General features: G+C 63.6%; 23 protein-coding genes and 2 pseudogenes. 18 read left to right on the top strand and 7 right to left on the bottom strand.

Annotated elements, in window-relative coordinates:
* The first annotated feature begins 1 nt into the window (after position 1).
* Together IU450_RS33055 and IU450_RS33050 are read left to right on the top strand one after the other, a co-directional pair.
* Positions 2–373 (top strand): DUF1048 domain-containing protein, encoded by a 372-nt coding sequence (locus IU450_RS33055; protein ID WP_195153639.1) that lies wholly within the window; start codon positions 2–4, stop codon positions 371–373.
* Between the two features lie 82 nt (positions 374–455).
* Positions 456–755: a hypothetical protein gene (locus tag IU450_RS33050; protein WP_195153638.1), complete on the top strand. Its 300-nt coding sequence runs from the start codon at positions 456–458 to the stop codon at positions 753–755.
* Between the two features lie 97 nt (positions 756–852).
* Here the strand turns inward: IU450_RS33050 and IU450_RS33045 are convergent, their stop codons facing one another.
* Positions 853–1,962 carry an FAD-dependent oxidoreductase gene (locus IU450_RS33045; protein ID WP_195153637.1) on the bottom strand — a complete coding sequence of 370 codons (1,110 nt, stop codon included), beginning with the start codon at positions 1,960–1,962 and terminating at the stop codon, positions 853–855.
* A 67-nt stretch (positions 1,963–2,029) separates the two neighbouring features.
* Here IU450_RS33045 and IU450_RS33040 point away from each other — a divergent pair, with 67 nt between their 5' ends.
* Positions 2,030–2,710, top strand: a complete 681-nt coding sequence (locus IU450_RS33040) for a TetR/AcrR family transcriptional regulator (protein WP_195153636.1) — start codon at positions 2,030–2,032, stop codon at positions 2,708–2,710.
* Between the two features lie 77 nt (positions 2,711–2,787).
* Here the strand turns inward: IU450_RS33040 and IU450_RS33035 are convergent, their stop codons facing one another.
* Entirely contained in the window at positions 2,788–4,587 is a 1,800-nt protein-coding gene (locus IU450_RS33035) for a serine/threonine-protein kinase PknD (protein WP_195153635.1), read from the bottom strand.
* A 558-nt stretch (positions 4,588–5,145) separates the two neighbouring features.
* On the opposite strand from IU450_RS33035, the pseudogene IU450_RS33030 reads away from it, so the two are divergent.
* Positions 5,146–5,561: pseudogene (locus tag IU450_RS33030) on the top strand (transposase); the annotation flags it as partial.
* 54 nt (positions 5,562–5,615) lie between these two features.
* On the opposite strand, the pseudogene IU450_RS40260 reads toward IU450_RS33030, so the two are convergent.
* A pseudogene (locus IU450_RS40260) lies at positions 5,616–5,804 on the bottom strand (terpene synthase family protein); the annotation flags it as partial.
* Between the two features lie 644 nt (positions 5,805–6,448).
* Between IU450_RS40260 and IU450_RS33025 the strand changes: the two are divergent.
* The 3 genes from IU450_RS33025 (at position 6,449) to IU450_RS41075 (ending at position 8,331) form a co-directional block, all read left to right on the top strand.
* Positions 6,449–7,033 carry a hypothetical protein gene (locus IU450_RS33025; protein WP_324197916.1) on the top strand — a complete coding sequence of 195 codons (585 nt, stop codon included), beginning with the start codon at positions 6,449–6,451 and terminating at the stop codon, positions 7,031–7,033.
* A gap of 274 nt (positions 7,034–7,307) precedes the next feature.
* Entirely contained in the window at positions 7,308–7,727 is a 420-nt protein-coding gene (locus IU450_RS33020) for a hypothetical protein (protein ID WP_228835465.1), read from the top strand.
* A gap of 187 nt (positions 7,728–7,914) precedes the next feature.
* A complete protein-coding gene (locus IU450_RS41075; RefSeq protein ID WP_324197915.1) occupies positions 7,915–8,331 on the top strand; it encodes a hypothetical protein in 417 nt (138 codons plus the stop codon).
* Between the two features lie 400 nt (positions 8,332–8,731).
* Here IU450_RS41075 and IU450_RS33010 read toward each other — a convergent pair whose 3' ends face one another.
* Positions 8,732–9,490: a hypothetical protein gene (locus tag IU450_RS33010; protein ID WP_195153633.1), complete on the bottom strand. Its 759-nt coding sequence runs from the start codon at positions 9,488–9,490 to the stop codon at positions 8,732–8,734.
* Positions 9,491–9,779: 289 nt separating this feature from the next.
* On the opposite strand from IU450_RS33010, the gene IU450_RS33005 reads away from it, so the two are divergent.
* The 11 genes from IU450_RS33005 to IU450_RS32955 all read left to right on the top strand — a co-directional run bounded on the left by IU450_RS33005 (position 9,780) and on the right by IU450_RS32955 (position 22,816).
* Positions 9,780–10,067 (top strand): hypothetical protein, encoded by a 288-nt coding sequence (locus tag IU450_RS33005; RefSeq protein WP_195153632.1) that lies wholly within the window; start codon positions 9,780–9,782, stop codon positions 10,065–10,067.
* A gap of 506 nt (positions 10,068–10,573) precedes the next feature.
* Positions 10,574–11,314 (top strand): DUF3558 domain-containing protein, encoded by a 741-nt coding sequence (locus tag IU450_RS33000; protein WP_324197914.1) that lies wholly within the window; start codon positions 10,574–10,576, stop codon positions 11,312–11,314.
* Between the two features lie 85 nt (positions 11,315–11,399).
* Complete coding sequence (locus tag IU450_RS32995) at positions 11,400–11,834, top strand: hypothetical protein (protein WP_324197913.1); 435 nt, start codon at positions 11,400–11,402, stop codon at positions 11,832–11,834.
* Positions 11,835–11,843: 9 nt separating this feature from the next.
* Complete coding sequence (locus IU450_RS32990; RefSeq protein WP_195153629.1) at positions 11,844–13,046, top strand: WXG100 family type VII secretion target; 1,203 nt, start codon at positions 11,844–11,846, stop codon at positions 13,044–13,046.
* Positions 13,047–13,137: 91 nt separating this feature from the next.
* Positions 13,138–13,911, top strand: a complete 774-nt coding sequence (locus IU450_RS32985) for an ESX secretion-associated protein EspG (RefSeq protein WP_195153628.1) — start codon at positions 13,138–13,140, stop codon at positions 13,909–13,911.
* 158 nt (positions 13,912–14,069) lie between these two features.
* Positions 14,070–14,588, top strand: coding sequence for a YbaB/EbfC family nucleoid-associated protein (locus tag IU450_RS32980; RefSeq protein ID WP_195153627.1), 519 nt, complete (start codon positions 14,070–14,072; stop codon positions 14,586–14,588).
* Positions 14,585–14,899, top strand: coding sequence for a WXG100 family type VII secretion target (locus IU450_RS32975; RefSeq protein ID WP_195153626.1), 315 nt, complete (start codon positions 14,585–14,587; stop codon positions 14,897–14,899). Before IU450_RS32980 ends, IU450_RS32975 begins: the two co-directional genes overlap by 4 nt.
* 1 nt (position 14,900) lies before the next feature.
* Positions 14,901–21,143, top strand: coding sequence for a toxin glutamine deamidase domain-containing protein (locus IU450_RS32970; protein WP_195153625.1), 6,243 nt, complete (start codon positions 14,901–14,903; stop codon positions 21,141–21,143).
* Positions 21,144–21,345: 202 nt separating this feature from the next.
* On the top strand, positions 21,346–21,837 hold the full coding sequence (locus IU450_RS32965) for a DUF6301 family protein (protein WP_195153624.1): 492 nt from the start codon (positions 21,346–21,348) through the stop codon (positions 21,835–21,837).
* A complete protein-coding gene (locus IU450_RS32960; protein ID WP_195153623.1) occupies positions 21,834–22,292 on the top strand; it encodes a TY-Chap domain-containing protein in 459 nt (152 codons plus the stop codon). The genes IU450_RS32965 and IU450_RS32960 overlap by 4 nt, the downstream gene beginning before the upstream one ends.
* A complete protein-coding gene (locus tag IU450_RS32955; protein WP_195153622.1) occupies positions 22,289–22,816 on the top strand; it encodes a DUF6301 family protein in 528 nt (175 codons plus the stop codon). Before IU450_RS32960 ends, IU450_RS32955 begins: the two co-directional genes overlap by 4 nt.
* A gap of 692 nt (positions 22,817–23,508) precedes the next feature.
* Here the strand turns inward: IU450_RS32955 and IU450_RS32950 are convergent.
* Genes IU450_RS32950 through IU450_RS32940 form a run of 3 tightly spaced genes read right to left on the bottom strand, consistent with a single transcriptional unit; the run spans position 23,509 to position 25,542 of the window.
* The gene (locus IU450_RS32950; RefSeq protein WP_195153621.1) at positions 23,509–24,408 is read right to left on the bottom strand and encodes a hypothetical protein; all 900 of its coding nucleotides are present in this window, start codon (positions 24,406–24,408) and stop codon (positions 23,509–23,511) included.
* The gene (locus tag IU450_RS32945; RefSeq protein ID WP_195153620.1) at positions 24,405–24,917 is read right to left on the bottom strand and encodes a DUF6932 family protein; all 513 of its coding nucleotides are present in this window, start codon (positions 24,915–24,917) and stop codon (positions 24,405–24,407) included. The genes IU450_RS32950 and IU450_RS32945 overlap by 4 nt, the downstream gene beginning before the upstream one ends.
* Before the next feature lie 10 nt (positions 24,918–24,927).
* A complete protein-coding gene (locus tag IU450_RS32940) occupies positions 24,928–25,542 on the bottom strand; it encodes a helix-turn-helix domain-containing protein (protein WP_195153619.1) in 615 nt (204 codons plus the stop codon).
* Between the last annotated feature and the right edge of the window lie 352 nt (positions 25,543–25,894).

The raw sequence follows: 25,894 nt of genomic DNA, 5'->3' as shown, positions 1-25,894 counted from the left end.
CGTGTTCGGTGTCGAAAAGGGCGGCCTCATCGCGAAAGTGATCGGCCCCAAGCGGCGATGGCGGCAGTACAAGGCGCGTGTGCGCCACCTTCCGCCGAACTATCGCACGGCGGTCGAAGCGATCGAGCGGTACATGATGTACTTCGTGCCGGTCGACGGCGACAGTGATGCGTCGAGGTTCGAAGACCTCGCCGACCTGTTCGAGCAGGCCGCGGCGGACGGAACGCCGATCCGCGAGATCGTCGGAGAGGACCCGGTCGAGTTCGCCGGGGTGTTCGTCCAGAACTACTCGGAGGGCGGCTACGTCCCAGCTCGTGCGCGGAAGCAGCTGACCGACGCCATCACGCGCGCCGAGCAACAGGGGTCCCGCTGACCGTGCACAACCTCCGAATCGGCGATCCGCGTGCGGATCTGGCGAAGTCGAACAACGCGCCCAACGCGAGCAGGTGGAACACATGACGATGAACAGCACGTCCGCGACCGATACGACGTGGACCGGCTGGGTGCCGGTCGATGACACGGCCCTGGCCGTCACCGACACCGGCGGCCCCGGTGTCCCTGTGGTCTACCTCAACGGCCACATGGCCACGCAGCAGGAACGCATTCGCGCCTCTCTCCACCAGGTGGTCGAACGCAACCCGAACATCAAGATCCACGCGAAGGTCCCCAGCAACCACGGCAACATCCTGCGCAAGGACTTCCGCGCCGTCGCCGAGGCCGTGCGCGAGGTCGCCCCCGGCCGCGGGGAGCGCTGAGACTGAACCAGCAAGCCGTCGAGTTCGCTGACAGTGCGGGTTCAGGGAGTCTCGCCTGCCGACGTGGTGGCGTAGAAGGCCATGTTTGTGCCCCGTTTCAGCTCGACTGGAAGAACGCGAGCAGTCTCCGGCCGGCGTTCGGCGATGTCAGCATTTCCTGCATGTGGGCGGACATCCGGGCGGCAGCGCTGGTGCGTTCGAACATCTCGCGTTCGTAATCCTCGACGGCGGCGGGAAAGTCGGCCGGGTGCGCGGCCAGCGCGAGGCCGAGTTGGGCGCCGTCGAGCAGCGCCATGTTGGCGCCCTCTCCCACCGGCGGCATCAGGTGCGCGGCATCGCCGAGCAGCGTGACGTCCGGCGTCGACGGCCAGGTCAGGCCGACCGGGAGAGTGGTGATCGACCGCGGCACGACCGTGTCGTCGCAGGCCGCGATCAGCGCGGTGAACCGGGCGTCCCAGCCGGGGAGCAGGTCGATCAGCCGCGCCCGGGCGGCGGCCGGGTCGTCGAACGGGATCCCGCTGGTAGCGAACCAGTCCTCGGCGGTGTTGTAGAAGCTGAGGCCGATGCGGACGCGGCCGTCGCCGTTGCGCTGCGCCGCCAGGGATAGTCCGTTGCCGAGCACCCAGTAGTTGCCGCGCCCGACCATCGCCGCGAGGTCGGGGTGGGTGCGGTCGATGTCGGGAATGCCGAGTTCGACGACGTTCTGGCCGATATGCGTCGGGCGGGCGTCGGTGAGCAGCGCGCGGACCCGGGAGTGTGCCCCGTCCGCGCCGACCAGCAGGTCATATGTCGCGCTGCTGCCGTCGGCGAAGTGCAGCAGGCCGTTGTCGGCGGATTCGGATGCGTGCCCCCAGCGCACCACGTCCTCGGGGAGGGAATCCAGCAACATGTTGCGCAGATCGGCGCGGTCGACCTCGGGTCGCTCGAGCGGGGCGTCGTCGGGCGTGTCCTCCTGGAGTAGCAAGGTGCCGTCCGGCTCCAGAAGGCGCATGTCCTGACCTTCGCCGCGGGCGATCACGTGGAACCGGTCGATCAGGTCGGCCTCATGCAGCGCTCGCTGCCCGGAATGTATGTCGAGCATGCCGCCCTGACCACGCGCGTCGCGCGAGGGTTCACGTTCGTACACGACGGCGTCGATGCCGTTCACGTGCAGCACTCGGGCGAGGGTGAGGCCGGCCAGTCCGGCTCCGACTATCGCGATGTCCATGGTTTCCCTTCGATACAGCGTATTTTTCGATACACTGTATCGCGCCATGCGTTGTATTGTCAGCGGCATGTTGGTGTGGGAGAGGCCGGAGCCGCCGGATCGACCGGTGCCTGCCCGGTTGAGCCGGGAGCGGATCGTAGGAGCGGCGATTCGGCTGGCCGATGCGGATGGTCTGGCGGCGGTGTCGCTGCGCAAGGTCGCCGCCGTACTGGACGTCGGGCCGATGCGGCTGTACGGCTATATCGCGACCAAGGAGGAGTTGCTCGACCTGATGGTCGATGCGGTCTACGCCGAGATCCGACCGGCCGGAGACGGTTGGCGAGAGGTGCTACGGTCCCTGGCCGAAACCACCCGGCAGGCGGCTCATCAGCATGAATGGTTTGCCGACCTGATCGGTGGGCGGCCCCAGCTCGGGCCGCACGCGCTGGCCAGGGGAGAGGCTGTGGTGGCTGCGATGGCCGGCGTCGACGTGGACACCGTCATGCCGGTGGTCGACGCGGTCAATGCGTATGTGATCGGCGCGGTCCGCCGGGAGATCACCGAGAGGCGCGCCGAGCGGGCCACCGGGATGGACAAGCAGCAGTGGCAGGCCGCCTTCGGGCCTTATCTGGAGCGGACCTTCGCGACCGGCCGATTCCCCGCGCTGGCCACGGTCGTACGCGACGGCGCCCACCTGGACGCCGACGAAACCTTCCGGACCGGCCTCGCCTTCCTCCTCGACGGCATCGAGGCCCACCTGAGGCGATAGGCGGAGGCGCGGTCCACCGCCCAGAGGAAAGAGCGGTCGAGGTGGGTAGCCGAAACGACGAATCGTATGACCGATGTTCAGCCGACCGGGAGTTTCACCACCGGATTCGGACCCAGGTCGGTGACGTACACGTTGTTCGCAGTGTCGACCGCCACCCCCTGAGGATCTTTGAGCCCGGTGAACGGCAACGTGGTCGGCGTCGACGCGCCCGGCGTCAACCTCACCACCCATTCGTTACCCCAGTCGACGACGTACACCTCTCCCGCAGTGTCGACCGCCAACCCCTGGGGATCTTGGAGCCCGGTGAACGGCAACGTGGTCGGTGCCGCCGCGCCCGCCGCCAACCTCAACACCCGCTCGGTACCCAATTCGGTGACGTAGACGTTGCCGGCCGTGTCGACCGCCAACCCCTGGGGATCTTTGAGCTCGGTGAACGGCAGCGTCGTCGGCGCCGACGCGCCCGCCGCCAATTTCACCACCCGATTATTACCCCGGTCGGCGACGTAGACGTCTCCCGCGCTGTCGACCGCCACACCTTCGGGATTCTTCAGGCCGGTGAACGGCAGCGCGGTCGGCGCCGACGCGCCCGCCGCCAGTTTCACCACCCGATTGTTACTGGTATCGGTGACGTAGACGTTGCCCGCCGGGTCGACCGCCACATCCTGAGGATTCTTCAGGCCGGTGAACGGCAGCGCGGTCGGCGCCGACGCGCCCGCCGCCAGTTTCACCACCCGATCGTTACCCATGTCGGTGACGTAGACGTTGCCCGCCGTGTCGACCTCCACACCGGTGGGCAGACTGACGCCGGTGAACGGCAGCGGAGTCTGTGACGAGTAGTCCGGGGCGATAGATGTGGGCGAGTCCCCACCGCCTGAATCCAGTTGGACACCGACGACGACAGCTACGGCGGCCACCACCGCAACCGTGACCGCGGCGCCGAGCAGCATGGCGGTCCTGGGCGACAAGCCGATTCGCCACCCTTGGCGCGCGGCCACGCCCCCAGGGGTGCTGACCGCGGAATCGTCCACCGCGGCGCGGGCCGCGGCGGCCAGCTCGCGCACGGTCTGGTAACGATCGTCCGGATCTTTGGCCATTCCCTTGGCGATAACCGCATCGAACGCAGTGGGTACATCGGGTGTAGTGGTGCTGGGACGCGGCGGCGGCGTGTGCAGGTGATGGGCGATCACACCTTGCGGCCCCAACTCGCTCGCAAACGGCGGATGGCCGGTCAGGCACTCGTACAGCACGCACGTCAACGCGTACACGTCCACTCGGGCATCGGCCTTGACCCCGGTGCCGATTTCCTCCGGCGCCATGTAGGCGACGGTGCCGATGGTCTCGCCGATCGTGGTCAGCGTACGTTCGTCGGTGGCGTGGACGATCCCGAAGTCGATGAGGGAGGCGAACTCGTCGCTTCCGAGCAGGATGTTGGAGGGTTTGACATCGCGGTGGACCAGCCCGGCGTCGTGGGCCGCCTGCAGCGCGCCGGCCACCTGCGCGATGATCGCCACTGCCCGCCGCGGCGACAAGGCCCCTTCGCGCGCGATCAACGTGCGCAGGTCGGTGCCCTCGATCAAGCGCATATTCAGATAGAGCCGACCGTCGATGTCGCCGAAGTCGTGGATGGGGATCACATGCGGATCGGTCAACTGCGCCACCGCGCGGCACTCCCGGCGGAACCGCTCGCGCAACTGCTCGTCATCGGCGAACCGCTCGGGCAACACCTTGAGCGCCACCACCCGGTTGGTCAGCGAGTCATGCGCCCGCCACACCTGGCCCATGCCGCCTTGGCCCAGCAGCGACAGAAGCCGATAGCGCCCGAACGCCTCCGCTGACCCCCGGGTGGCGTCCCCGCCACCCAGTAACGTGTCATCCATCGTGCCGTCCCATGACCACCCGATTGGCGAACGGTGTCCTCGATTGCATTACAACCCCGAGCGTGGCCCCTTGATTCAGCCAGGCCGGACAGTCGGAGTCGGCGGGCGAATTCCCGTGCTCGTGTCGGCAAGTGCGCGGCCGGGCACTCCCGCCACCGAGTGCGCGGATCGTGCCAAGGAAATTCGCCAACTACCTTGTCGCGAGTTTCAGTGTACCTCGGACGCATGTGACCAACTTCGTGAAACCGACCGACCAGCACCACTCGGAAGCCGGGCCATATTGCATAAAAGGCCCGTCCGACAGCGAACCGATTACGGTGCCGAGCCGCTCGAACCGCCGCACTTCCATGCCCGCACCGGGTCTACGATCGTGCCCCCGGATTCGCTACCTACGAAATACCGATGTGCTCTGCCCCTACCGGCCGGAGGAATCCGCAGCGGCAGTCCGGCCACCGTGTCCACGGAAGAGTCTCTTCATTCGTGGGTGGTCGTTGTTGTTCCGAAAGGCTTTCCGGAGTTCACCATTCGCGTGGGGGACACCGCATACGTTCCACAAAGGCCCTGGAAGCGGAGATGACCGAACACGTCGGCTATGAGAAACACGACCCGGCTGGTCGCGGAACAGGCAACTCACGCAACGGAACCCGGTCGAAGACGGTGCTGACCGAGATCGGCCCGGTCGAGATCGAGGTGCCCAGGGACACGAACTCGTCGTTCGACCCGCAGATCGTCAAGAAACGTCAGCGCCGCCTGACCGGGATCGACGAGATCGTGTTGTCGCTGACCGCGAAGGGGTTGACCACCGGCGAGGTCGCCGCCCATTTCGCCGACATCTGCTTGCAGGTACTGACCGAGGTCAAAAACCGCGGCGTCACCGATGTATGCATCGCCGTCTGCGACGGCCTCACAGGCCTTCCCGACGCGATCAACACCGTGTGGGACACACCGTCGTGCAAACATGCGTCATCCATCTGCGCCTCATGGGCATGGGTCGCGAAGTAGTACTCCCATTCGCCCGCAACACGCGCTCGCCACCGCGCCGGCATCCTTTCGCAGCACCGGTTCCATACGTCGTGAAACGCGTGGAGCAGCGGGGACCCGGACGGCTGCGCACCGTGCGCGACGTCGATGAACCCTTGGCACAGGCTCGCCACTCGATCAGGACGACCGCCCAAGGGGCCGTCGAGCTGATCGTCGAAGAGGAAGAACAACGCCATGGCATCGGCGCACAGGTCCAGCCCGTCTGCGACGGCGTACGGCATGCCGAACGCCGCGAGCTTGGGCATATCCCACATCGAGTACCAGCGCAAGGACTCTTCGCTGGTCACCAAGCCCAGCCGCTGGACCCACTCCAGGTTGTGTCGGCGAGCAAGTTCCAGGTCCGGACTGACCCGCAAGGGGAAAGGCAACTCGAACTGAACATTCTGTGGCATTCTCACGCTCTATCTGTGATTCGGGGATTCGAGCGCCCTCGAAGGCGTCGGTGGCCCGATACCCGGCCACCACAGATCCTCGCATGCCCGGAGCTTGTAGCGACATCAAATCGGTTGTGCCACAAAGGCAAATGCCATGCCACCGCAGATGCGAATGTTCCGGAGACCTTGGCGGCCAACCACCCAACTGGCCAGCCGCCACAAGTGAGATCGCGCGCTCCGCGGCATCTGCGGACGTTCGAAGACCGTTCGCCCGGCTCGCCGGTACTGGCGGTGGGCATCCGATCGCCCGCAACGGCAAACTCAGATCCGGCCGCGATCCGTCGCGGATGGTGCGATCACCTACAGGCAGTCCGGATCGAGCGCAGCCGACCACGATTCCCACCTCTCGCCTCGCCGGTGGGTGGTGAAATCTGTTGTTTGAGAATGTGTTTCGGCCACACTCCGGCTTGTCGGCGTTGAGGTCCGCGACAGCCGCAATTGCCGGATTCGTCGGTTCGATCCGCAGGGGACCATCACCACAGTGGCCGGGAACGGCGGCTCGGGGTTCTCCGGGGGACGGTGGTCACGCCACTGCCGCGGACATCGGTTATCCGGGCGGGGTGGCCGTCGACGGCGCGGGCAATGTCTATATCTCCGACAGCAGCAGTTGCCGAATTCGCCGGATCGATCCGCAAGGGATCATCACGACGGTCGGCGGGACCGGGGACTTCGGCAGTGACGGCGATACGGGGCCAGCGGTGGCCGCCACATTGAGCGGTCCGAAAGACGTGGCCGTGGAACCGTCGGGGAACCTCTATATCGCTGACACCAACAACAGTCGGATCCGCCGGGTTGACCCGCGAGGGATTATCACCACGGTCGCCGGTAGCGGGGTCTCCGGATACTCCGGCGACGGAGGGGACGCGACTGCCGCGAGGATGAACGGTCCGAGCGGGGTCGCTGTTCACCCGAGCGGCGGTGTTCTCATCGCTGACGGCCCGAATGATCGCGTTCGCTGGTGCGCGGTCTGACAGACCACGTGGTGGGCCACGCCGAGCGGCGTGGCCCACCACACGGCGGTCAGTTAGGGCTTGCCAGCGTCGGTAGTGCCGAACACCGGCACCAGGCCGCTCGAGGCGACTGCCACGCCGGAGTAGACGTTCGTCCCTCTGCGGGGTGTCCGACACCGTTCGCGGTGTCCGGCTTCATCCGCCCCGACTTCCCTCTATGCTGTAGACCTACGGTGTTGACATTCGGAGGGGTTCGGCGTGTACTGAGAAGCACCAACAGATCCGAGGGATCCTTATGATCGTCATCATCGGGCTCGTCATCCTTGTCGCCGCCGTGGTCATCGGCGTCGCGGGAGTATTCGCCAACAGTGGTGGCAACCACGCATTGACCGACAACTTCGCGGTATTCGGCTATCACGTCACCGGATCCACCGGCGTACTGTTCCTCTACGGCATAGTCGTCGGCGGCGTCGGAATCGCCGGTCTAAGCATGTTGCTGGCCGGCGCGCGACGGACCGCCCGCCGCGGACGTGCCGCCCGCCGCGAACTCAAAACAACCCGCCGAGACACACCTATTTATTCCAGCCCCACCGGTACCACCGATGTCGCACCGAGCGCACCCGGCGCCATTGCCGGGCAGGGAACCGGAGGCCAGGCCACACGCCGCCCACGGGGGCTGGGCAAGCTGTTCGGAGGTACCGGGGCCGCTCGCTGACCGGTCGGGGGTCGCGGTCCAGCGCGCGGGCGGCGCCCACCCGGAGGCGCTGTTCGAGCGGCCGATGGGCGATACGATCGAGTCGACCTTCGACGACGACATCGTGCGCGGGGTGGTGCTCACCGACGCGCTGATGCCCACGAGCCGTCGCTGCGGCAGAATCGCTGCTTCCTCTAGCACGTGATCGGTGGGGGGGAACCGGCGACTGGATGTGCTGGTCGGCGGCATTGGCGCGCTGAGCGACGGTGAACTCGACCGCCACCTCAAACGCCTTGCAGCCATGGGTTCACGGCGAAAAGCCGAACAGTACAAAATCATTCTGCGCGATGATGGCCATCGCTGTGTGCGGCACGGAGTGCTCGACAGCAAGCCGATCGACGGGGTCGCCGCGTTCACCCGCCGCAAACCACCGGCCCGCGGCAAAGTCCAGGATCACGACGCGCTACCGGCGTTCCGTGCCCAGGTTCGGGTGTGGGCCAACGGTGAGGAGATCCCGGGCACCCCCGCCTACACCTGCGGGCCGCCTCGGGACTGGACGGTGGTGTGGGTGGTCGACGTGGTTCCGCAAAGGCGCGGCCACCGCGGTCGACCACGCCTACGGTGACCTCGAACGCGCCGCCCGCCAGCTGGGCAACACCCGCGCGGTGGCCAAGACACACATCGGCGTGCCGGAGACTGTTCCGGACAACCGAAACGTGCTCGAACGGTGGGCCCGGGGCTCCACCGGCCCGAAAAGCGTGAGATATCTGTGAGAACCGCTCGAATCAGAGCGTGTCCCCGGAACGAGAAAACCCCTTCCGACCCAGGTAGGAAGGGGTTTTCGTTGTCGGGCTGACAGGATTTGAACCTGCGACCACTTGACCCCCAGGTCTGGGCTAATGTCATTTGCACACGTCAAACCCGGTATTCGAGCGTGCGGCAACATTCGAAACGTGCTGGTCGTTCTCGGCCGCGCATAGCGTGTGGCCCCAGATTGGCCCCAGCTTTCGACGGCCAGCCGAATGTCAATCGGCAGGTTTCTGGTTCGAGTCCAGATGGGGGAGCAGAAACAGCAGGTCAAGCCCGTTAGGCGGGCTTGACCTGTTTCTTTTCCTCAGTATGTAACCAGGAATACACCAAATTTCCGGGCCGACCTTCCAATCAGTTGAACGGCCTGGCGGTCGTCCGTCTTCGATGCACCACTGAAGAACCTTGCCTCCAAGAGTGTCAGGAGCCGTCAGCAACCCGCGACGGAGATCCTCGCTATCCACCGGCGGCGGACTGTCGAGGTCGTTGACGAAAGCGTCGACGACGGCGGGCCATTGCGGCATCCCCCAGTCAGTGACGCTGACCCTGACGGACGCCGGTGCGGCGTTCATAGCGATCAAGTAGTCGCGTCCGTGCTGGCTCTCGATCTGCGAACAGGTGTCGAACACGCTGGTGACGGTGTGTGTCCAAGGCTCGTGGAGGGTGCCGAGGAGGTCGGCGGCCGTGCGGCCAGCGATCACTCTGTCTGCGCGAATCAATTCCGATGCCAGCTCTGACCACTCGCTCCCGGGCATGCGCAGATGATCACGCACGATCCGGAACATCACGACGTTCGCGGCGAACATCTCGCCGTCGCTGATCCGGTTGAGTCCGTCACCGGCGTGAGCGAGCTCGACCTCGGAGTTGCGCCACGCCCGTTGAGCGATCGCTGCTGCGGCAAATAGCACCGGATCTGCCTCGTCACCAACGGTGCTCCGGAATGCCGACCGCAGGGCTTCGATGTCGACGTTCTCCACAGTGGGCTCCCCTCACGCATCCCTAGTTCACCCGCCACAGGCGAAGCGGCACGCAACCCGTGCCGCTGATCGTAGAGCTTCGTGGATGGCCGCGAGCGTCGAAAGCCTGGTTTACTCCAGGCATTAAGCACAGCGTCGAGTTCGGCTACTTGCATGGAGCCAGGTTCACGACGGTCATCGGCTGCCGTCGGGAAGTGTGGGGTAGTCGGACCGCGTTGTGTGAGCTTGTCGGCGATAATGTTCGCGTAGTTGCCCACGCTCGGTGCGTGGGTGGCCGACAATGGTCGGTATGGCTGGCGAGGAACAGGTCGATCCCGCCAACTCCGACTCGACGGCATCGGGGTTGGAAGTATCGCCGAGTCAGGGGTTTGCTGGTACCGCAAGAGCGGAAGGCCAGGATGTCAGTCGTGGTCGTCTGGGCGAGCTACCTGGTGCGCGCGGTGGCGTCTCGGCGTCGTTCGAGATTCGCTATGTCGACGGTGCGGAAGGAGAGCGCCTCGCCGCGGTGCAGGCCAAGGCGATTGCCGAGCTGTTGGTCTGGCTCCGCGATCATGGAGACGGTGGCGGTGTGAGCTGAATCGGGGCGGTGCTGGCCAGGCAGGCGATCTGGTTGATCGGTGTGTGGCAGTGTGGTCGGTGTGTCGTGCGCGCGCCTAGGGTGCGACCTGCGACGCGTGGCCTCGGGTTTCTTGCGAGGTCCGGTGGCCTGAGTTCTGCATACATCGCCCTGACCTGCGCAAATGATGCGCAGGTTGGCGCCCTCGGAGGGGAACATCGAAGAAGGGAACGCGGGTGACCTGGGGATCTGTTCCGGTCAGCTGGTGATAGAAGACTTCGACGTAGCGGTCGACGAGCGGCAGGTGCCACCAAGCGCAACGCCTACGCCCGCCCCGGCGCACCTGAGAATGGACCCGGCGGACCCGGATTCGCAATCATCGTCGCGTCGGCCTTCTTGCATAAGCCTTCAGACAGGATCGGAGGTGTGCCAGCCATGGACGACGTCCGAAGGTGTATTCGGAGCCAAAGCCGCGACGGCGGGCTGGTGAGTTATGGCTCGTCGGATACGGCACTGCTGGCTGAAACATGTTGCAGCAGCGGAGATCTGCGATACCCATAGTCTGCAGGCGTGCTTGCGAGTGCAAAGAGGCTCACGGTACGGTGCACCGAGGCAGCCAACAGGAAGCCAGGTGCCGGGTTCTGATCCACCTGACGCCACCAGTGCGCCGAGGCCGTGAGGGGAGCCAGATGACACGCTGCGGCGAAACAGTGAGCATTTCAGGCTTGGCCATCGTCGCGGCCGTCGCGCTCGTCGGATGTGGATCCTCGAGTAGTGGGGGTCACGCATCTTCGGACAGTCCTTCGCCTATAGCAGTGCCACCCCTTGCAGCTGGTGCGCCCCAGGGGTACGACCCTTGCAAGGACATCCCGGCCGTCGTCCTGTCATCGGAGAACCTCACACTCAGGGGACAAGCGGACGCCGAGGCGGATGGCGGCGTCAAGTGGCGCGGCTGCCGGTACGGTCGATCCAACGGCTATGTAGTGAGTATCCGCACGACCAATCTGACCGTCGAGATGGTGCGTGCCAAGCAGCTCGGGGAGGCAAAGGAATTCACCATTGCCGGCCGCCAAGCGATCTCCACCCGGCAGTTCGACGGCCCTTACATCAAGGAGGCCTGCACGGTGGACGTATCGATGCAGGGCGGCAGCCTGGAGTTCAACCTCAATAACCCAGCCTCGAACCGCGACACGGGCAGCGTTGATTCATGTGAACTCGCCCGGACGCTCGCGGAGAAAGTGGTGCCGACCATGCCCGCGACGGCGTGACCGGGTCGGTGGCCAAGACGCACTGATAGAGAGACTGGATTCATTGAGCGGGGACGACAACCTACCTCGGCCGTTGGCGAACTTGGTGAATGACGCACGCGAGGGCCGGCTGCTGGTGCGGATGGATCCGGAGCAGTTCGTCTATGTCGATCGCGACTGCGAGTTCTTCAAGACCAAGATTCGCGACATCCAGCAGATGATGACCGACATCGCGCAGCAGCAGGCCTGGGGCCTCGGCGAGCACTACCGAAGCAAGAGCGGCAACGAGCTGGTGTCAGGAACGACGATGGTCAAACGGTACCGCGAGAAGGCCAAAGGCTCCCAGAACAGCGTGTATGCGGTGATGGAGTCGCACTACCGGGTCGTCGAGGACATCCAGGATCTGTTCCGTGCCATACGTGAGCGCTACAGCCAGCAGGACGCCGAGTGGGGTGCACGCTACCGCGAGCTCGAGGCCACGTTGCCGCAGCAAGCCCCAGCACTGCAGCGCATCTTCTCAGTGCCCTTCGCGAAGGAATGACGGCCGTCCATGCAGGAAAACGAACCGAAGCAGATCCCGGGGAACGGCGAGTACACCGGCGCCTGGTCGCACCGCGAGATCAAGGATGCATTCGAGTCACTCAACACCCATAATGCCTACAACGCGGCCGTGCAGTACTCCAACGCCGCTACGATGTGGGATCAAGGCGTCGAGACCTTCGCCCGATCGGTGATCAGCTCGATCTCGCAGGCATGGGAAGGGTCGGCGGCTGATGCTGCCAAGGACGCGATCAAGCGGTATACCGACGCCGCGCGGACACTCGAGCCGATGCTGACGCAGCTGTCGAACAAGATCACTGAGTCGGCGGCGGCTATCGTCGATACGCGCAATGCGATCCCCGGCTACGCCGATCACTCGTGGACTGCGAATGTCTGGCCGCCCCGTGCTGCTGAGGAAGAGCGCTCCCGCAACGAGGCCGAGCAGAGTGCCCGCGATGCCATGCACAACATCTACGTCACTCGTTTCGCTGACTACGACGCGCAGGTGCCTGTGTTGCCGTCCGGGGTCAATCCGACACAACAGTCCGATGCACCGGCGTTCAATCCCGGAACTAGTCCGACGGTAGACAGTAGCTTCAACCCGTCGTCGCCCGGCAGCCCGGATTCACCGATCGATCCTGGCTCGCCCAGTATGCCAACGGATCAGGCGCAGGACGTGCCCACGACGGACGAATTGATGCAGCAGCCGAATTCTGATTCGCCGGTGACCAAGCTGACCGGCTACGACCCGACGGCGACCGACACCGGCACACCCACTTCTCCGGCTACCACGCCAGCCACCACCGTGCCGACCGGCACGCTCTCCCCGAGCACGCCCCACACGCCGAATTCTGTTGTTCCGGGCGGCCCTGAAAGTCGTGCGCCCCTCCCCGGAAGCAGCGTGCCGGGTACGCCGAACCCAAGCGTCAACGCGTCCGCGGCCAGCCCATTGGCGAGCAGTCGCGCAGGCATCGGCACGCCGGGAATGGTGCCTGGGATGGGCGGCGCTGGTCGTGGCAAGTCCGATGAAGAGTCCACCCACAAGACTCCGGACTACCTGATTATTAAGGAGAACACCGCTGAGCTGATCGGCGAGCTGCCGCGGACCATCCCGGCGGGAGTGATCGGCCGGGACCCGCAGTATGTCGGTCTATCGACGGACGACGACGAAAGTACAGAGGCCAGCCCAACGACCGAGTCCACGGAAATCTGAACGCTGGCAGACGCGCAAACGCGTGAGGATGTGCCGTCGCCGCAACGGCTTGCAGCGTGATGGGTGGCTGACATGAACGAATGGACGTTGTATGGACGAATGGACCTGGGATCCGGATGACTTCGCTGCTCTTTGGTACAGCGACGCCAACGATCGCTTCCCGAATCCATTGCACTATCGAAGCCGCTTTGCACTTCGAGACGAGTTCGCGGCGCACCGCCTGGTCGTGCGCGAGCGCTACTCCTGGAACGAGATGGAGCGGATCCAGCTCGCTCTCGACACCCTGACGACCTCCGATCTGCGGATCGAAATACTCGGCGGCACCACCAAGCACAAGGGCCGCGACGGCAGCGTGCGGATGTACCGGATCGTGGGTGCGCGGACCAAGCACCAAGCCGTATCGCTCTACCAGACCGCCAACGTCGAACAGGACGGACCAATCCGACTGCGCCTGTTCAACCCTGAGGACCTTCCGGCACTTTTGGCAAAGTCGATCCCCGCTCGTGAACCGGGTCAGCATAAACCCGCGACCTTCGATGTCCGAGATCTGCAGCCGAACGACGGTACCCGTCTCGAAGATGTCTCCCGCGCCAGCCCACGGGAAAGATACGAGCGGCTGGTTCATCGTCCGGCCGACGGCGGCGGTAGCGCTGGCCTGCTCACTGGCCCCGTCAATGTGGTGTCACAGCCCCTGTTCGTGCTGCAGTGGCATGACCTTACCGATGACGGGCGCTATCTCGAGCGCCGCAGCGGTGATCAAGTCACGGTGAGTCCCGCTTCGGTGGAGGGGCTGTCTACTCAATTCACGACCTGGATCGAACGTGCCCTGCAACGCCTGCAGGAAGATGCGCGCACCAGGTGGTAGCTGTTCAACTGGGCTCACAGTGGCTCGCCCGGACCGCTGCACGTGCGACAGCGTCGGCGCGGCACACCGCCAAAGAAACTGCGATTCGATGGAACCGATCGGCGGTCTGCTGCGTCGGATTAGATTGACGGACTCGATCTCGGATATGAGGAGCATGAATGGCTGGCATCGAGCAGGATCCTCTCGGCGCACACAGCAGTGGGCTAGGGGCGCAGGTCGACTCGATGCTCGAGCAGTTGCAGCAGCAGCGCCAGGGATTCGTCGCTGCGCAATCCCGCCTGTCGTCAGCGACAGCTGAGGCGTGGTCCTCCGACCGACTGGTCCGAGTGGTGAGCAATATCGCCGGAATCCCCATCGAGGTACATGTCGTGCCGGAAGCATTCAAGCGCTCCACACCCGAAAAGCTCGGCCGGTCCGTCACCGAAGCTGCCCAGTTGGCTGCTCAACTGGTCGCCGAGCGGGCCCAGCAAACGCTAGGGCCCATCGAGGAGCTGGTGGACGGCATGCCCGACCTTCCCGACCTAATTCCCGGCGCTCCTAGTGTCAAAGACTTGTTCAAGTCAGTTGTTCCGCGTCCGCCCAGCCCGGCACCGTCGAAGCCCAAGCGGCCTCGGGTCGAGGACGATGACGAAGACGAATACTTCCGCAACGCCTCGTATCTGGAGGAGCGCCCGTGAGCGACTTCGGCGTCAATCCAGAAGCACTACGCGCCACCCAACCTCGGTTCGTCGGCGCGTCTGATCGTGTCAAAGCCGCAGCCGCTGACTTGCGGCGAGTTATCGAGGCCGAAGGCACGTGTTGGGGGTCGGACAAGATCGGACAGTCCTTCGCCAAGGATTACGTGCCCGGCGCAGACGACGGGTTGAAAGGAACCGACGGCCTGGCGAAAGTACTGACGAATCTCGGCGACAGCGTCGTCCTTATCGCCGACAAGGTTCAGGCGCAAGATCAATCGACCGCTGACAGAGTGAACCAGATCAGGCCGTGACATGGGCATAGAGCTGCCGGGCGAACTGCAATGGGTTGCCAAATGGGTTGTCGGCGCGGGTGACTGGCCCGAGGGTGACGAAACCGCAATGCGGCGAGTCGCCGACGCATGGGACACCTTAGCCACCGTGCTCGACAGCGACATCGAGGTCGACGCCGACGGAGCCCTACGAGACGTCCTCACCGCGCTCGATAGCGGCAAGACCCACGACGCGCTCGCCGACTACTGGCGGCAGATCGACGGTCCAGAGGGATCACTGCCAGCGTTGATCAAACGATGCCACTCCCTGGCTGACAGCCTGAACGACGGCGCCAATGACATCGAGCACACCAAGATGGTCATCATCGCGGCACTCGTTATCTTCGCCGCCCAGGCGCTTTGGGCTCTGGGCGTTGCTGCGACAGGGATTGGCGCCCCGGCCGCAGCAGCCGCGGAGGTAGCGGCGCGGGTCGCCACTCAGATCACAATCCGGATGGCGATCAGACAACTCATCCAGCGCATGCTGACACGGGCCGCGGCCAAAGCCGCCGCCCGCGCCGCGTTGAAAGGTGTTGGCTGGGGCATCCTGCAAAGCGGTGGCGTGGACCTCGGTGCCCGGCTTGTACAGATCGCCGACGGTCACCGCGATGGACTAAACGCCAAGGACTGGAATCAAGTCGGTCTCGGTACCTTGACCGGAACGGTCGCTGGCGCGATCGGCGGCGGACTTGGTGCCAGCGGTCTCGGAAGTAACGCCGTCGAGGCGGCAAGCTCCAAACTCGGCAAAGCCGCCACCCAAACCGCGGTCGACGGTGCCGTCGGCACAGCCGCCTACGCAGCGGGCACCGCAGCGACGGTGCCATTCGGCGGCAACTTCGACTTCAGCGCACCGATGGCGACCTCATCCGTCGCCAACGGCGCCATCTTCGCCGCCGGTGCGGGAGCCCACCACAACCACGACTCGACGGCTCCGAGCGTCGACCATGGCACCGCGCCGCACCTCGACCTCAGCAGCCCCCAGGACATCGGCACAAAGCCATCTCCTACCATCGAGGCCGAGCCAACTCCAGTAGCTACGACTGAGACCAAACCCAGTCCTCAAACACCGGCCGTCGAGCACACCTCACTTGAGGCACCGCCGTCGCCCACTCAGCATGAAGTCACTACGACGCTGGCCTCGACTGGCACAGAAACAGTTCGTCCGGATCACCAGCACGACAGTCCATCGCCGACCACCGCAGACACCACCAGTCGGCCGACCGTGCATAGCGACGCGCCGCCCGCTGCAACGCCACCCGCGCATACCGACGCGATGCCCCCAGGCCATCACGAAACCCCGACACTGCCACAGGAACAGTCCTCGCCGCCGCTTGCCGAAAGCCAAAGCAGCGGTCCGCGGATGGAACGCCTACCGGACGGCTCCACGCTGCTGTCTGGGCACGGCTCACTGGACATCGAAACCGTTTTTCATCCGCCTACCACCGAGTCAACCCACGCGCTTGATACGCCGTCCGTCCAACCCGACGCGCCGCCGTCGGGCGTGCAGGCACCAGCCGCGACGCCTCACGAGGCCGCTACCCCCAGAACAGTCAGTGGTGTTGCTGACGTGGTCTCGGGCGCACCGACGTCGCCAAGCCATCCGAGTACGAGTGCGGTTGCCCCTGTGACGTCGACTGCGGTGGCTGATGGTCCCTCGGTACCGACAACCTCTTCGGTAGGCCCGTCACCCACTCTCGGCCTGAGCGCACCTGCGCATGAGGTCGCTCGGCCGAGCGCACCCAGTCACGCTGTGCCTGCAGATGCTCCGCAAGCTGGACTGCCCACCTCTACTGCGGTTCCACCGGCAGCTGCACGTCCTGACACGCCCACCGCAGCGCGACCGGAGGCTCGGCTCCCGCAAGCTGCTGCTGCGCCGTCCCCAGCCTCAACGCCGAGAAGCCTGGCACATGATGCCGAGTCCACTGCCGCTCGGTCTCTTCACGAGTCTGAGCAAAGGCCGCACGCTTCGGAGCTACGGCCGGACTCTGATCGGCCGACTACGACCACTCCAGAGCGCCGGCCCGTGGGGGATGCCTCTGTCGCTCGGCCGCATGATTCTCATCAGCAGCCGCGCGATCCCGGTGCTCCGGCTCAACACCCTGCCCCTCGCGACGCACCGCACGTCAACGAAGCTCGCCCCGAGCGCGAGCGCTACCGACACCAGGCCGATGACGACAGCCGCCTGACTTCGGTCACGCCGCGCGGACGCTCGAACGAAGACGCCGCCTACGATGTGCATCGCTTCACCGGCAACCCGGATGACCCTGTCGCGCTGATCACCATCCAGGTGCATCTCTCACATGGTGACCACATATCCCCGCAGGAACTACAGCAGGTCCTCGAAAACGCCCAGCTGGGCGCCGACCGAGCCTTCAACAGCGGTGAGCGACTTCTCAGCGGCGACCGCCTGCTGGTCGACGTCGTGCACACCGAGGACCCGGCCGCGGCACACCTGCACATCCATGTCGACCACGCGCCGACCGGTCCGAACACTTGGCACCCGAACGACCACCCCGACGTCCTCGCTGACCACCTCCGCGACCAACTCGGCCTGCCCACCGATACCGGGCACACTCCGGGTCTTGACGCGGTGGACCTGCGTCACATCAGTAACGACATCGCTCGCGCCAACACCCCGTCCCGGTTCCAGGGCCTGCCCCGAACGCGGGTTGTCGGCAACGGTCGACTGAATCACCTTGAGGATTCGGCCTTCCAAGCCGCGGTCGAGGATGCGCTCCGCGATAGCAACCGCTTCCTGGTCGGAGCAGATCCCCGCACCAACCCCTACGGGCAGCTGATCAACGACGGCGGTCCGGAAAATCCGGGACGCAGCAACAACTGCGTCGAACAAGCGCTGGCCGCGATCTCATCCTTCCACGGCGACCCACAGGTCGGGGTCCCGAGGTGGGCCGATGTGCTGGCAGACGGAACACTCGATCGCACCGGAGGTGAAGAGGGGGGACTGGAACGCGCTACCGAATGGCTCGGGGGTGAATGGCAAAACTTCGACCATCAGGGCAAGACCATCCAGGAACAGTTCGACGCACTCCACCAATGGATTGCTCATCTGGGCCCGGGATCGTCGGCACTGATCGTCAACGAATGGCATGCCCGCGACGTCAACACAGGTGAATTGCGCTACCACCCAGACGGCTCGCCGGTGGTCGACGGCTCGCACGCGACCGTCATCGTCTACCCCTACGACGCCAGCGGACCCGTATGGTGGGATCCGCAGCAGCGACTGCTATCAGATACACCGCCGGCCTACATGTCCGCGAACTCATCGTCGCTCTGGTTTATGGCAAATGGCCCCGATGGAGGAATCAACAGTGCCAGAACAGCTTCAGACGCGGGAGCAAGTGGAACAGTATCTGGCACGCATCTTCCCGACCGATCAACAGTTCCAGATACTCAAGACCGAGTTCGGGTGGGTCTGTCGGAGGATCCTGACGCCAGAGGAGACCGCCAAGGGGATAGGACTCGGGCTGGGGAACTACGTGATCAACGCCCAGACCGGAGTAGTGACAGCGCATTCAAGCCTTCCCCCGCACGTGATCGGGCAGATGTACGACGAAGCGATCCGGAACGGACAACCGATCCAGGGCAGCCAGGTTTACCCGCGCCAGTGGCGCGTGAGCATCCATCGGACGCAGGAAGATCAACAGACGATCGAGTATCAGCTCGAAGCACAGTCGATGGCGCAACCCCCAGAACCGACCATCACGCACCAACTGCTGATCGACAAGCACACCCTGTCCTACCAACCGACCGACACCACCTCGGCGAACGCAGTGGCCTGGGCAGAGATGCGCAGCCGGGTGGACGGGACCTGGCCGGAGCAAGGGACGTTCGAGTACTGAACTCACTGGGCGCCGCGCCCAACGAGGTACTCACCCCGAGATCGGCACAGGTGCCGGACATCGCGCCACCAGGCCACACTGAACCAGGTGGAGCAGAGGGTGATCCGCATGAGCGGCCGAATGACCGGGACCCGGACTCTTCCTCAGAGGGATCAAACCCCTCACGTGACGATCAGTCGACCCCGCCGGGCATGTACCGCGACGCGGACGGCATGCTGCACCGACCGGGCGATCCGGCCAACTCCTACCGAGACCCCGATGGAAGATGGCATCAATTCGGAGACCCCGAAGGCACCTACCGCGACAGCCAATACCAGCTGAGGAACGGGAGTGGCTGGGTCACCGATCCCGCGGCCAGAGAGGACATCGCCTTCCTGGCAGATAAGGGTCCGACCCAAGCTCACGAAGTAGCGAACCCAGACATACGGTCGAGGCTTGACGAACTGGCTGCCGAGGCCACCCGGCAAGACCGCGACCGCGCTGCTGCCGCCGAAGTGGTCAAAGCCCATATGAGAGAGTTCGACGTCGACAAGATCGACCAGCTGAGCGAGAAAAAGCTCGCCGGGCTTATCGAAGACAGAGAAGACCGTATCGCCAACGACCTCTCGCTCACCGACCAGGATAAAATAGCCAAGCTCGAGCGGTTGCACGAGATGCGGGACAACGCCCGAGAGTACAACCGACTTGGCATCGAAAAGGTGCTCACGTCAAAAGAAATGGGGGAGTTGGGTGGAATCTCCCACGCCACCGACCGTCCTGACGCTGTGCTGCTGACCCCGTTCGAGAACGCGGTGGATGGACGCGACACCTTCGATGTGATCTCTTTCACTGGTCATCCGCCCACGCTGATCATTGATGAGTGTAAGGGCGGCACTTCACCGCTGGGTGCTGCCAATACCGAAAACGGACGCGCTCAGCAGGGCTCGCGCGAGTACGCCGAGCGCACCGCGGCCATCGAAAAGAACCTTCAGCGACTGCTCTCGGAAACACCTGAGCAGATGCGTGAGCGTGGCCTGGACCCGAACAGTCCGGAAGGGCAACAGTTCTTGAAGGCTCGCGATCAGCTGCTCCGAGCCCACGCCGACGGAACTCTCCAAGTCGAGTACAATCTTGTCCACGTATCCCGCGACGGCACCGTCAACGTGTCGCATTTCAATATCGAACGTGACGGTCAGTCGTTCTTGCCGGAGATTCTTGGCGGCATTGATAAGTCTCGCGCCTTCGAGCTCGTCGAAAGACGAGAGCAGGAACAGCAAATGGCGAAGGAGATGGAGGATCTCCGGGTCGAGCTACTGCAAGCACTGCATCCCGACGACCGCCAACCCGTGTTGGATGCGGTCGAATTCGCGCAAACAAGCGCAGTCCCTGGGAAAACGGTAGAGGAGCTGCGGAGCCAGATCCTTGAAGCCATGGAACGGATCAACTCGGCGCAAGCCCTGGAACCCGGAACCTTGAGTAAGGAACTCTTCGCGACTTATGAACATCTGGACAAAGTTCACGAGTTGGAGAATGAGAGAAGCCAAGCAATCTTGGCCAACCTCGATCTGCACCCAAGCCTCAAAGAGGTCGCCTCTGAATTGGTGGCGGCCGAGATCGTTGATCGGGACCGAGCGCTCATCGCCAACCTGCGGGCTGTCGATCGCGGATTGATGAATTCTCTGACGGAACGAATTGTAGAGTCCAGAGAATCGCAGCTGCCGGAGCGTGCGCAACTCTTGGCGCAAGCTGCTGAAAAGGTCAATGAGCTGACAATCGGTCGCGATAGCGGGCGGGGGGCGGACTTCACGCGCGCCGTCGAAGCGCACCGGGCGATCGAGCAAATCGTCGCCGCGGAGCGCGTAAACGATACTCGCACTATCGAGGCGATCGGCCTTGCCCCTCAACACGCAGTGGAGCTGTCTCAGGCTATTGCGGAATCGCGAGAAGAATCGCTTACGCCGTTGAGAGAAGCTGTTGCTCGCGAGGCAATACACCAGCATAATCTCGCTGTAGAGCAGAATCCCACCCTGAGGATTCCGGAAGGGCGGGAATCTTCATTCGACGCTAAGGCGTACCTGCTTTGCCTGGAAAATGAGCCGAGTGGCTTCGACAGGAGTAAGCAAGCATACATCTACGAGTTACCAGGCCGAGCACCAATTCTTGTCCCCTATGATTCGCTAGCCCCGCGCCTGGCGGAAGCCGCGAAAGCTATTGAACGGGGAGTTTCAGTCGATCACGTCGCACTGGTTCATTTGACCCGGATCAGTCAGGCCATTCCGGCGCAGGAGGCGGCTCTTACGCGGCCAACTGCTGAGGAATTGCAGATGCGCGGCCGTAGCCGAGACGTGGCCCGGGAACGTGAAAGAGGACTCTATCGGGGGTATTGATGCGACGGTGAGCAGGAGGTGAGTGATGACCATAAGGGTGCTGCCATGGCAATTATTCGCGCTGTATTGCGGCGGCGGACAATGCACTATACGACAGCCCGCAGAGTGCAGAAAGGAGGACTATCCATGTCAAACCAGGTACATATCGCGCGGTTTGGTCGTGATCGCGAGATTCTGTCCCCAGGCAATGTAGGGTGTTCCTGTGACTGAATGGCGCACCCTCAGTGACGCGGAAATCATCGAGCTGGCGACCCGACTGCGGTCGTTGGATTGGTCATGGCGGATGTCCGACATACCGCAGTTAGCTGCGGAGTTCGGCTGGGATGTCCAGAGTCTCGGGGAGCGGTCAGCCATCCTGGACGTGGGCTTCGGGATGGCAAGCGGCGGTGTCCAAGGCCGCGGTGACCAGGCTGAAGTGATCGAAGTGGCAGTGACCTCCAGGGCAAGCAGGGATGAGGCCGGTCAAGCATCGTTGCGCGATTCTTTCGCGCGCCTGGCGTCGACGCTTACCAGTAGCCTCGGAGAGCCGTCGAGTCGGCAACCTGGCGAAGACCCCGAGATTCGTTGGGCGGGAGAGAAGACGACGCTGCAACTGGTGTGCCTTCGAACGACGGTACGTTTGTATCTGGTGACCAACTCGTGGCTGGCTATGCACGACAAGACGATAGAACTGCAAGAGCAGGGGCTGATATGACGAGTTGGTCAGAGTTCGCCGATGGTCTGACCCAGCACCTGGCGACCTTGTCGACCGGCACCGTCGTAATCATAGGTGAGGCTGGGCAACCGAAAGAGCGGCGCCGCTTCGTACAGTTTCGGCAACTCGACGACATGATTTGGGCCGAGCTCCCGGGCGACAGCTGGCTCGATCCCGATGTACGAGTCGGTGACACCGGAGGCCAGCTCATCACCAGTTGCGGGTGGCAGCAACCCGACGCCGACCACTGCGACAACTGGTGGTACGAATTGCAGTGGCCAGCCGGCTCGGACGGCTACCGACAGTTGGCGTCGCGGATAGTGACCGGCCTACGCGACGCATTCGGTATCGCGGATCCGGCGACGTTAGTGTACGAGGCATGGAACGAGCGTGACGGCAATCGCCAGGTGGAGTTGCCGTACCTTGGACTCTCGACAAGAGGGAACGTGCTATGAGTAGCGTCGGTTCGAGCTCTGACGACAGTGCGGCCGGTTGGCGGGTGATGGACGACTTAGCGATCGTCGAGCTAGCCCTCCAGTTAGAGTCGCTGGTCTGGTCGTGGCGGATGGATAACCTTATGCGGCTTCTCGTGGTCTTCGGGTGGCGGGATCCGATCATTCAGTCCAGTGACTGGGTTCGCTTCGACAGCGGCCTCGGGCCCGGCAGCTGTGACGTGATCGGCAGCGACGGTGACGCAGAACGGATCGAAATTGCCCTCATCACACTGGCTTCGGACGACGCCGCTGGCCGAGCTGCGGTCCACGATGCCTACACACGAGCGGCTGCCGCCCTGGCCGGCGCGCTCGGAGCACCGACCGCAGAGATCGTCGGTTCGAGTCCCGAGGTCCGATGGAGCGGTGAGGAAACGACGCTGCTGTTGACGGATCTGGGCCTTACGATACGACTGCGCTTGGTCGCTAACTCATGGCTGACCAATTACGACCAGGCGAACAACGCGCAGCTGCGGCGGACCCGCTGATCAGCGGCTCGTGGTGGATCTCTGCTGAGTTGTACGGCGCCTTAGAGGCAGCCGATGCACGGCTGCGCCCCATAGTTACGCATCGGTATGCGTCATTGACGAGGCTGGCACGGAAACAGCCGCCTGGAACCGATTGCAGCGGCGGTCTGCCGTGCGGCGCCCCAACCTAGCGACAGACCGTTGCAAGCGCTGGTTACTGACTCGCGTGTTTGTACTGTTCGAGTACTTCGGCAGCGATGCGCCCGCAGCTAGAGACCTCGATGCTTTTCTTGCGCGCCCACTATCGGATGGCGGCAGTCTGATCTCTATCGGTCACCGGCTTGCTCTGGCTGCCGCGCACTCGCCGTGTCCGGCCCACCTTTCGGGCGTAGGGGTCCCCTGCGAGTCGAATGATATAGCGCCGTCATTCCTTTCGATTCTCCTCGTCGCGGCAAGTCGATTCGTTCCCACCATGCAGCACGACCTTGAGGCCCTTCGATAGCACCGCTTCATCCGTATCGGCAGCTTGCCGGCGTGTGAGGCGGGATCGCTGCTGTTCCAGGATGGTCAACCGGCTCGCTGTCGGCAGTCTCCGAAGCGTTCCGCTGTCGTGAGAAAATGCTTGGCAAGGCAGCCGGTTCATGACCGGGTCCGTAAATCGCGATGGGCGGCGAGCTCGGCTTCCAACTCGGCGATGCGATCGCCCGGAAACATTAAAAGACACCCTCTGCCTCTCGGATGCCCAGGAGGCGATACGATGCGCGCCCGCTTCTGCCGGACTTTTGACGCAAAACACTTCGTTCAAGGTCCACCACCACCAGTTTCCCGATGAGTGGCGGCAATAAGGAAAGGATATCCTCTGCAACCGATCCGTGAATGTCTGGCTCGCCTTCGCGTTCGAGATAGAAAATCCTCCGGTGTGTTCGCATTCCGTCCAGGAGGCCGAACAGGGGCGGCATCCTGTATGTTTCGGCCACTGACTCCAGCAGGCTCGATTGCAATAATTCCGCCTGGTCGCGGAGTAGAACCGAGCGAAGAAGCTCTTCAGCTTGTCCGTCGTCGGTGATCATCGAGACATCAAGAGAGCGTTTAGTTCCGGTGACTGCTTTGACAAGTTGCTGTACTGCGACACGTTGAGTCACCGGAAGAGACAGGACCGCGTCCAATGCTAAATTGTCATCAGGATCCTGCGGAAGGATCTGGCACATGTCCTTGACGGCATATCCTGTCAGAGATTGCAGGCCGGTATCCCCGAACAAATCTGGCTCATCGTGCTCCGCTACCCCCCTGGGTATGCCAAATATCAGTGAATTACCAACTGAGCCGAGTGACGTCAGGTTAATCGCGTTCCGGTAGTCTGCACGAAGCTGCGTCACCGGGTTTCGTGGATTCAAGCGGTATCGACTAAACATTGCTGTTGCATCGACAATACCAGTCATAATTGCTGCGGAGTCGTGTGGTGACAGCCGACTGCCGCCGACCTCGACAATTAGTTTCGATTGTGGCCGCGGATTGTAATGAGCTTCCGCGGCAAGCAGAGACGACCGAAGTAGACGTTGAACCTGGCTCGTGCCCTGGTGGCGTGCGAGCGCGTCGTAGAATGCATCGCTCACAGCTCCACCTCCACGAATCCCTTGTTGCCGACTGGGTTTGATGATCCGCCATCGACCCTGGAGCACCAGTTCGACCAAATATGGGCGTCATTGTCATCGGCGAGGTGGGCCGCAATGTGTGTACCGATGGGCTCCAGCCGGTCGATGTATGTCGTTTGCCCAGTTCCGCCGATGATGATGTCACGCATCGTGAACATCGTCGTCAGTTTGTGGTAGCGCTCAGGCGTCAGTAGGTCGATCTCGGCGAGGTTGTGAGGGAAGACTACAAGTGACAGCGCTGGGCCACTAGGGCGGCCGTCACGTGTCACGAACGGACCGTCCAGCCAGACGACACCGGAGCTAACGAACTCCCTGATCTGTCCCAAATACGCCTGCAGGCCATGAAACACCACCTGCCGAGTCGGCTGATACTGAGTGTCGACAACGAGTCGGTCGTGAACATCAGTGAGGGTAGCCCGCCAGCAGCCTGGGGGTAGTAGGCCGTCGTCGGTCCACTCCGGCAGGCCCATGAACCCCCCTCTACGTATGCTGCGTACGCGCCGACCTCGTGTAGGACTCCAGTTCCTGCCGCCCCCGTCCGAGGAGCGTCTGAACTCTGCTGCTGTATTCGGCCGTCCCGGAGGTCCGTTTCCTCGGACTATTCTCATTCAATTCCTCGTCTGTCGCCACCTCTTGACGTGATGTAGCAGCAACGGTCGAGTTGAGGATCCTGGTGACCTGCTCGCTCCAAGCGATGTCAAAGTTGTAGCGCCGGAGGTCGCCGGGAGCATCGGGCGCTAGGTGATGAATCAGTTTGGCGAGCATTGCCTCTGCGGTGGCCGAGCGTCGCTCAACCTCCCTCAGCAGTGCCTCCGTCGATACGGTGCGGAGGTCAATCTGCAACGGCGCATCGTTGTCGCTGTAGCCGGCCAGCGCGCGCGACGCTGCTGTCTGGATGACCTCCATTGGGAGGCCGAACCCCTTAGCGAGCGCCGCAATCGTCGAGTCGTCGGGCATCTGGCCGAGGTGCTCCCGATGGTCACGCAGCAGTTTAGAGACGTGGGACCTGGACAGGCCCGACGCCCTGACAAGATCGGCCTGCTTCCACCCTCGCGCGTCCAGCTCGTTCTGGATAAAGCGTCGAAACTCGTGCATGCGAGCCCTTCCTCGTGCCCCCGGAGGTGTCGAATGTGACCCGTGCATGAAGCCCTCACCCCGCAGCTACCGCGATGGGGACATCTTGTCAACTAGTTGGCTACATGTCTACCGCCTCCATGAACACGCCTATGGCAATCGTGCACCATCGATATCGAAATATCAACCGTCCAGTTGCTTATATGAGTCGTAGCGGTTGACAAACCGTCCGGGCTGGGGAAGACTCCTACTCAGTTCGAGGTTTTGACGGCCGACCGAAGGTGGCGATGCAAGTGGGAGGTCCGCCTGTCCATCGAGGCCCTGTGTCGAGACTCGATCTCCCCATGCTGCGAGTAGTTGAAGGGATCGCAGG

Source organism: Nocardia abscessus, from assembly GCF_015477775.1.
Classification (GTDB): Bacteria; Actinomycetota; Actinomycetes; order Mycobacteriales; family Mycobacteriaceae; genus Nocardia; species Nocardia abscessus_A.
This window is presented reverse-complemented; position numbering and strand designations above follow the sequence as displayed.

What these genes read in the sequence shown, in the direction of transcription:
- IU450_RS33035 (WP_195153635.1), bottom strand. Translation starts at nt 4,587, where the DNA reads ATGGATGACACGTTACTGGGTGGCGGGGACGCCACCCGGGGGTCAGCG.
- IU450_RS33020 (WP_228835465.1), top strand. Translation starts at nt 7,308, where the DNA reads ATGATCGTCATCATCGGGCTCGTCATCCTTGTCGCCGCCGTGGTCATC.
- IU450_RS33050 (WP_195153638.1), top strand. Translation starts at nt 456, where the DNA reads ATGACGATGAACAGCACGTCCGCGACCGATACGACGTGGACCGGCTGG.
- IU450_RS32960 (WP_195153623.1), top strand. Translation starts at nt 21,834, where the DNA reads ATGACGAGTTGGTCAGAGTTCGCCGATGGTCTGACCCAGCACCTGGCG.
- IU450_RS33045 (WP_195153637.1), bottom strand. Translation starts at nt 1,962, where the DNA reads ATGGACATCGCGATAGTCGGAGCCGGACTGGCCGGCCTCACCCTCGCC.
- IU450_RS33040 (WP_195153636.1), top strand. Translation starts at nt 2,030, where the DNA reads ATGTTGGTGTGGGAGAGGCCGGAGCCGCCGGATCGACCGGTGCCTGCC.
- IU450_RS32985 (WP_195153628.1), top strand. Translation starts at nt 13,138, where the DNA reads ATGGACGAATGGACCTGGGATCCGGATGACTTCGCTGCTCTTTGGTAC.
- IU450_RS33000 (WP_324197914.1), top strand. Translation starts at nt 10,574, where the DNA reads ATGTTGCAGCAGCGGAGATCTGCGATACCCATAGTCTGCAGGCGTGCT.
- IU450_RS33005 (WP_195153632.1), top strand. Translation starts at nt 9,780, where the DNA reads ATGGCTGGCGAGGAACAGGTCGATCCCGCCAACTCCGACTCGACGGCA.
- IU450_RS32940 (WP_195153619.1), bottom strand. Translation starts at nt 25,542, where the DNA reads ATGCACGAGTTTCGACGCTTTATCCAGAACGAGCTGGACGCGCGAGGG.
- IU450_RS32980 (WP_195153627.1), top strand. Translation starts at nt 14,070, where the DNA reads ATGGCTGGCATCGAGCAGGATCCTCTCGGCGCACACAGCAGTGGGCTA.
- IU450_RS32945 (WP_195153620.1), bottom strand. Translation starts at nt 24,917, where the DNA reads ATGGGCCTGCCGGAGTGGACCGACGACGGCCTACTACCCCCAGGCTGC.
- IU450_RS32990 (WP_195153629.1), top strand. Translation starts at nt 11,844, where the DNA reads ATGCAGGAAAACGAACCGAAGCAGATCCCGGGGAACGGCGAGTACACC.
- IU450_RS32970 (WP_195153625.1), top strand. Translation starts at nt 14,901, where the DNA reads ATGGGCATAGAGCTGCCGGGCGAACTGCAATGGGTTGCCAAATGGGTT.
- IU450_RS32955 (WP_195153622.1), top strand. Translation starts at nt 22,289, where the DNA reads ATGAGTAGCGTCGGTTCGAGCTCTGACGACAGTGCGGCCGGTTGGCGG.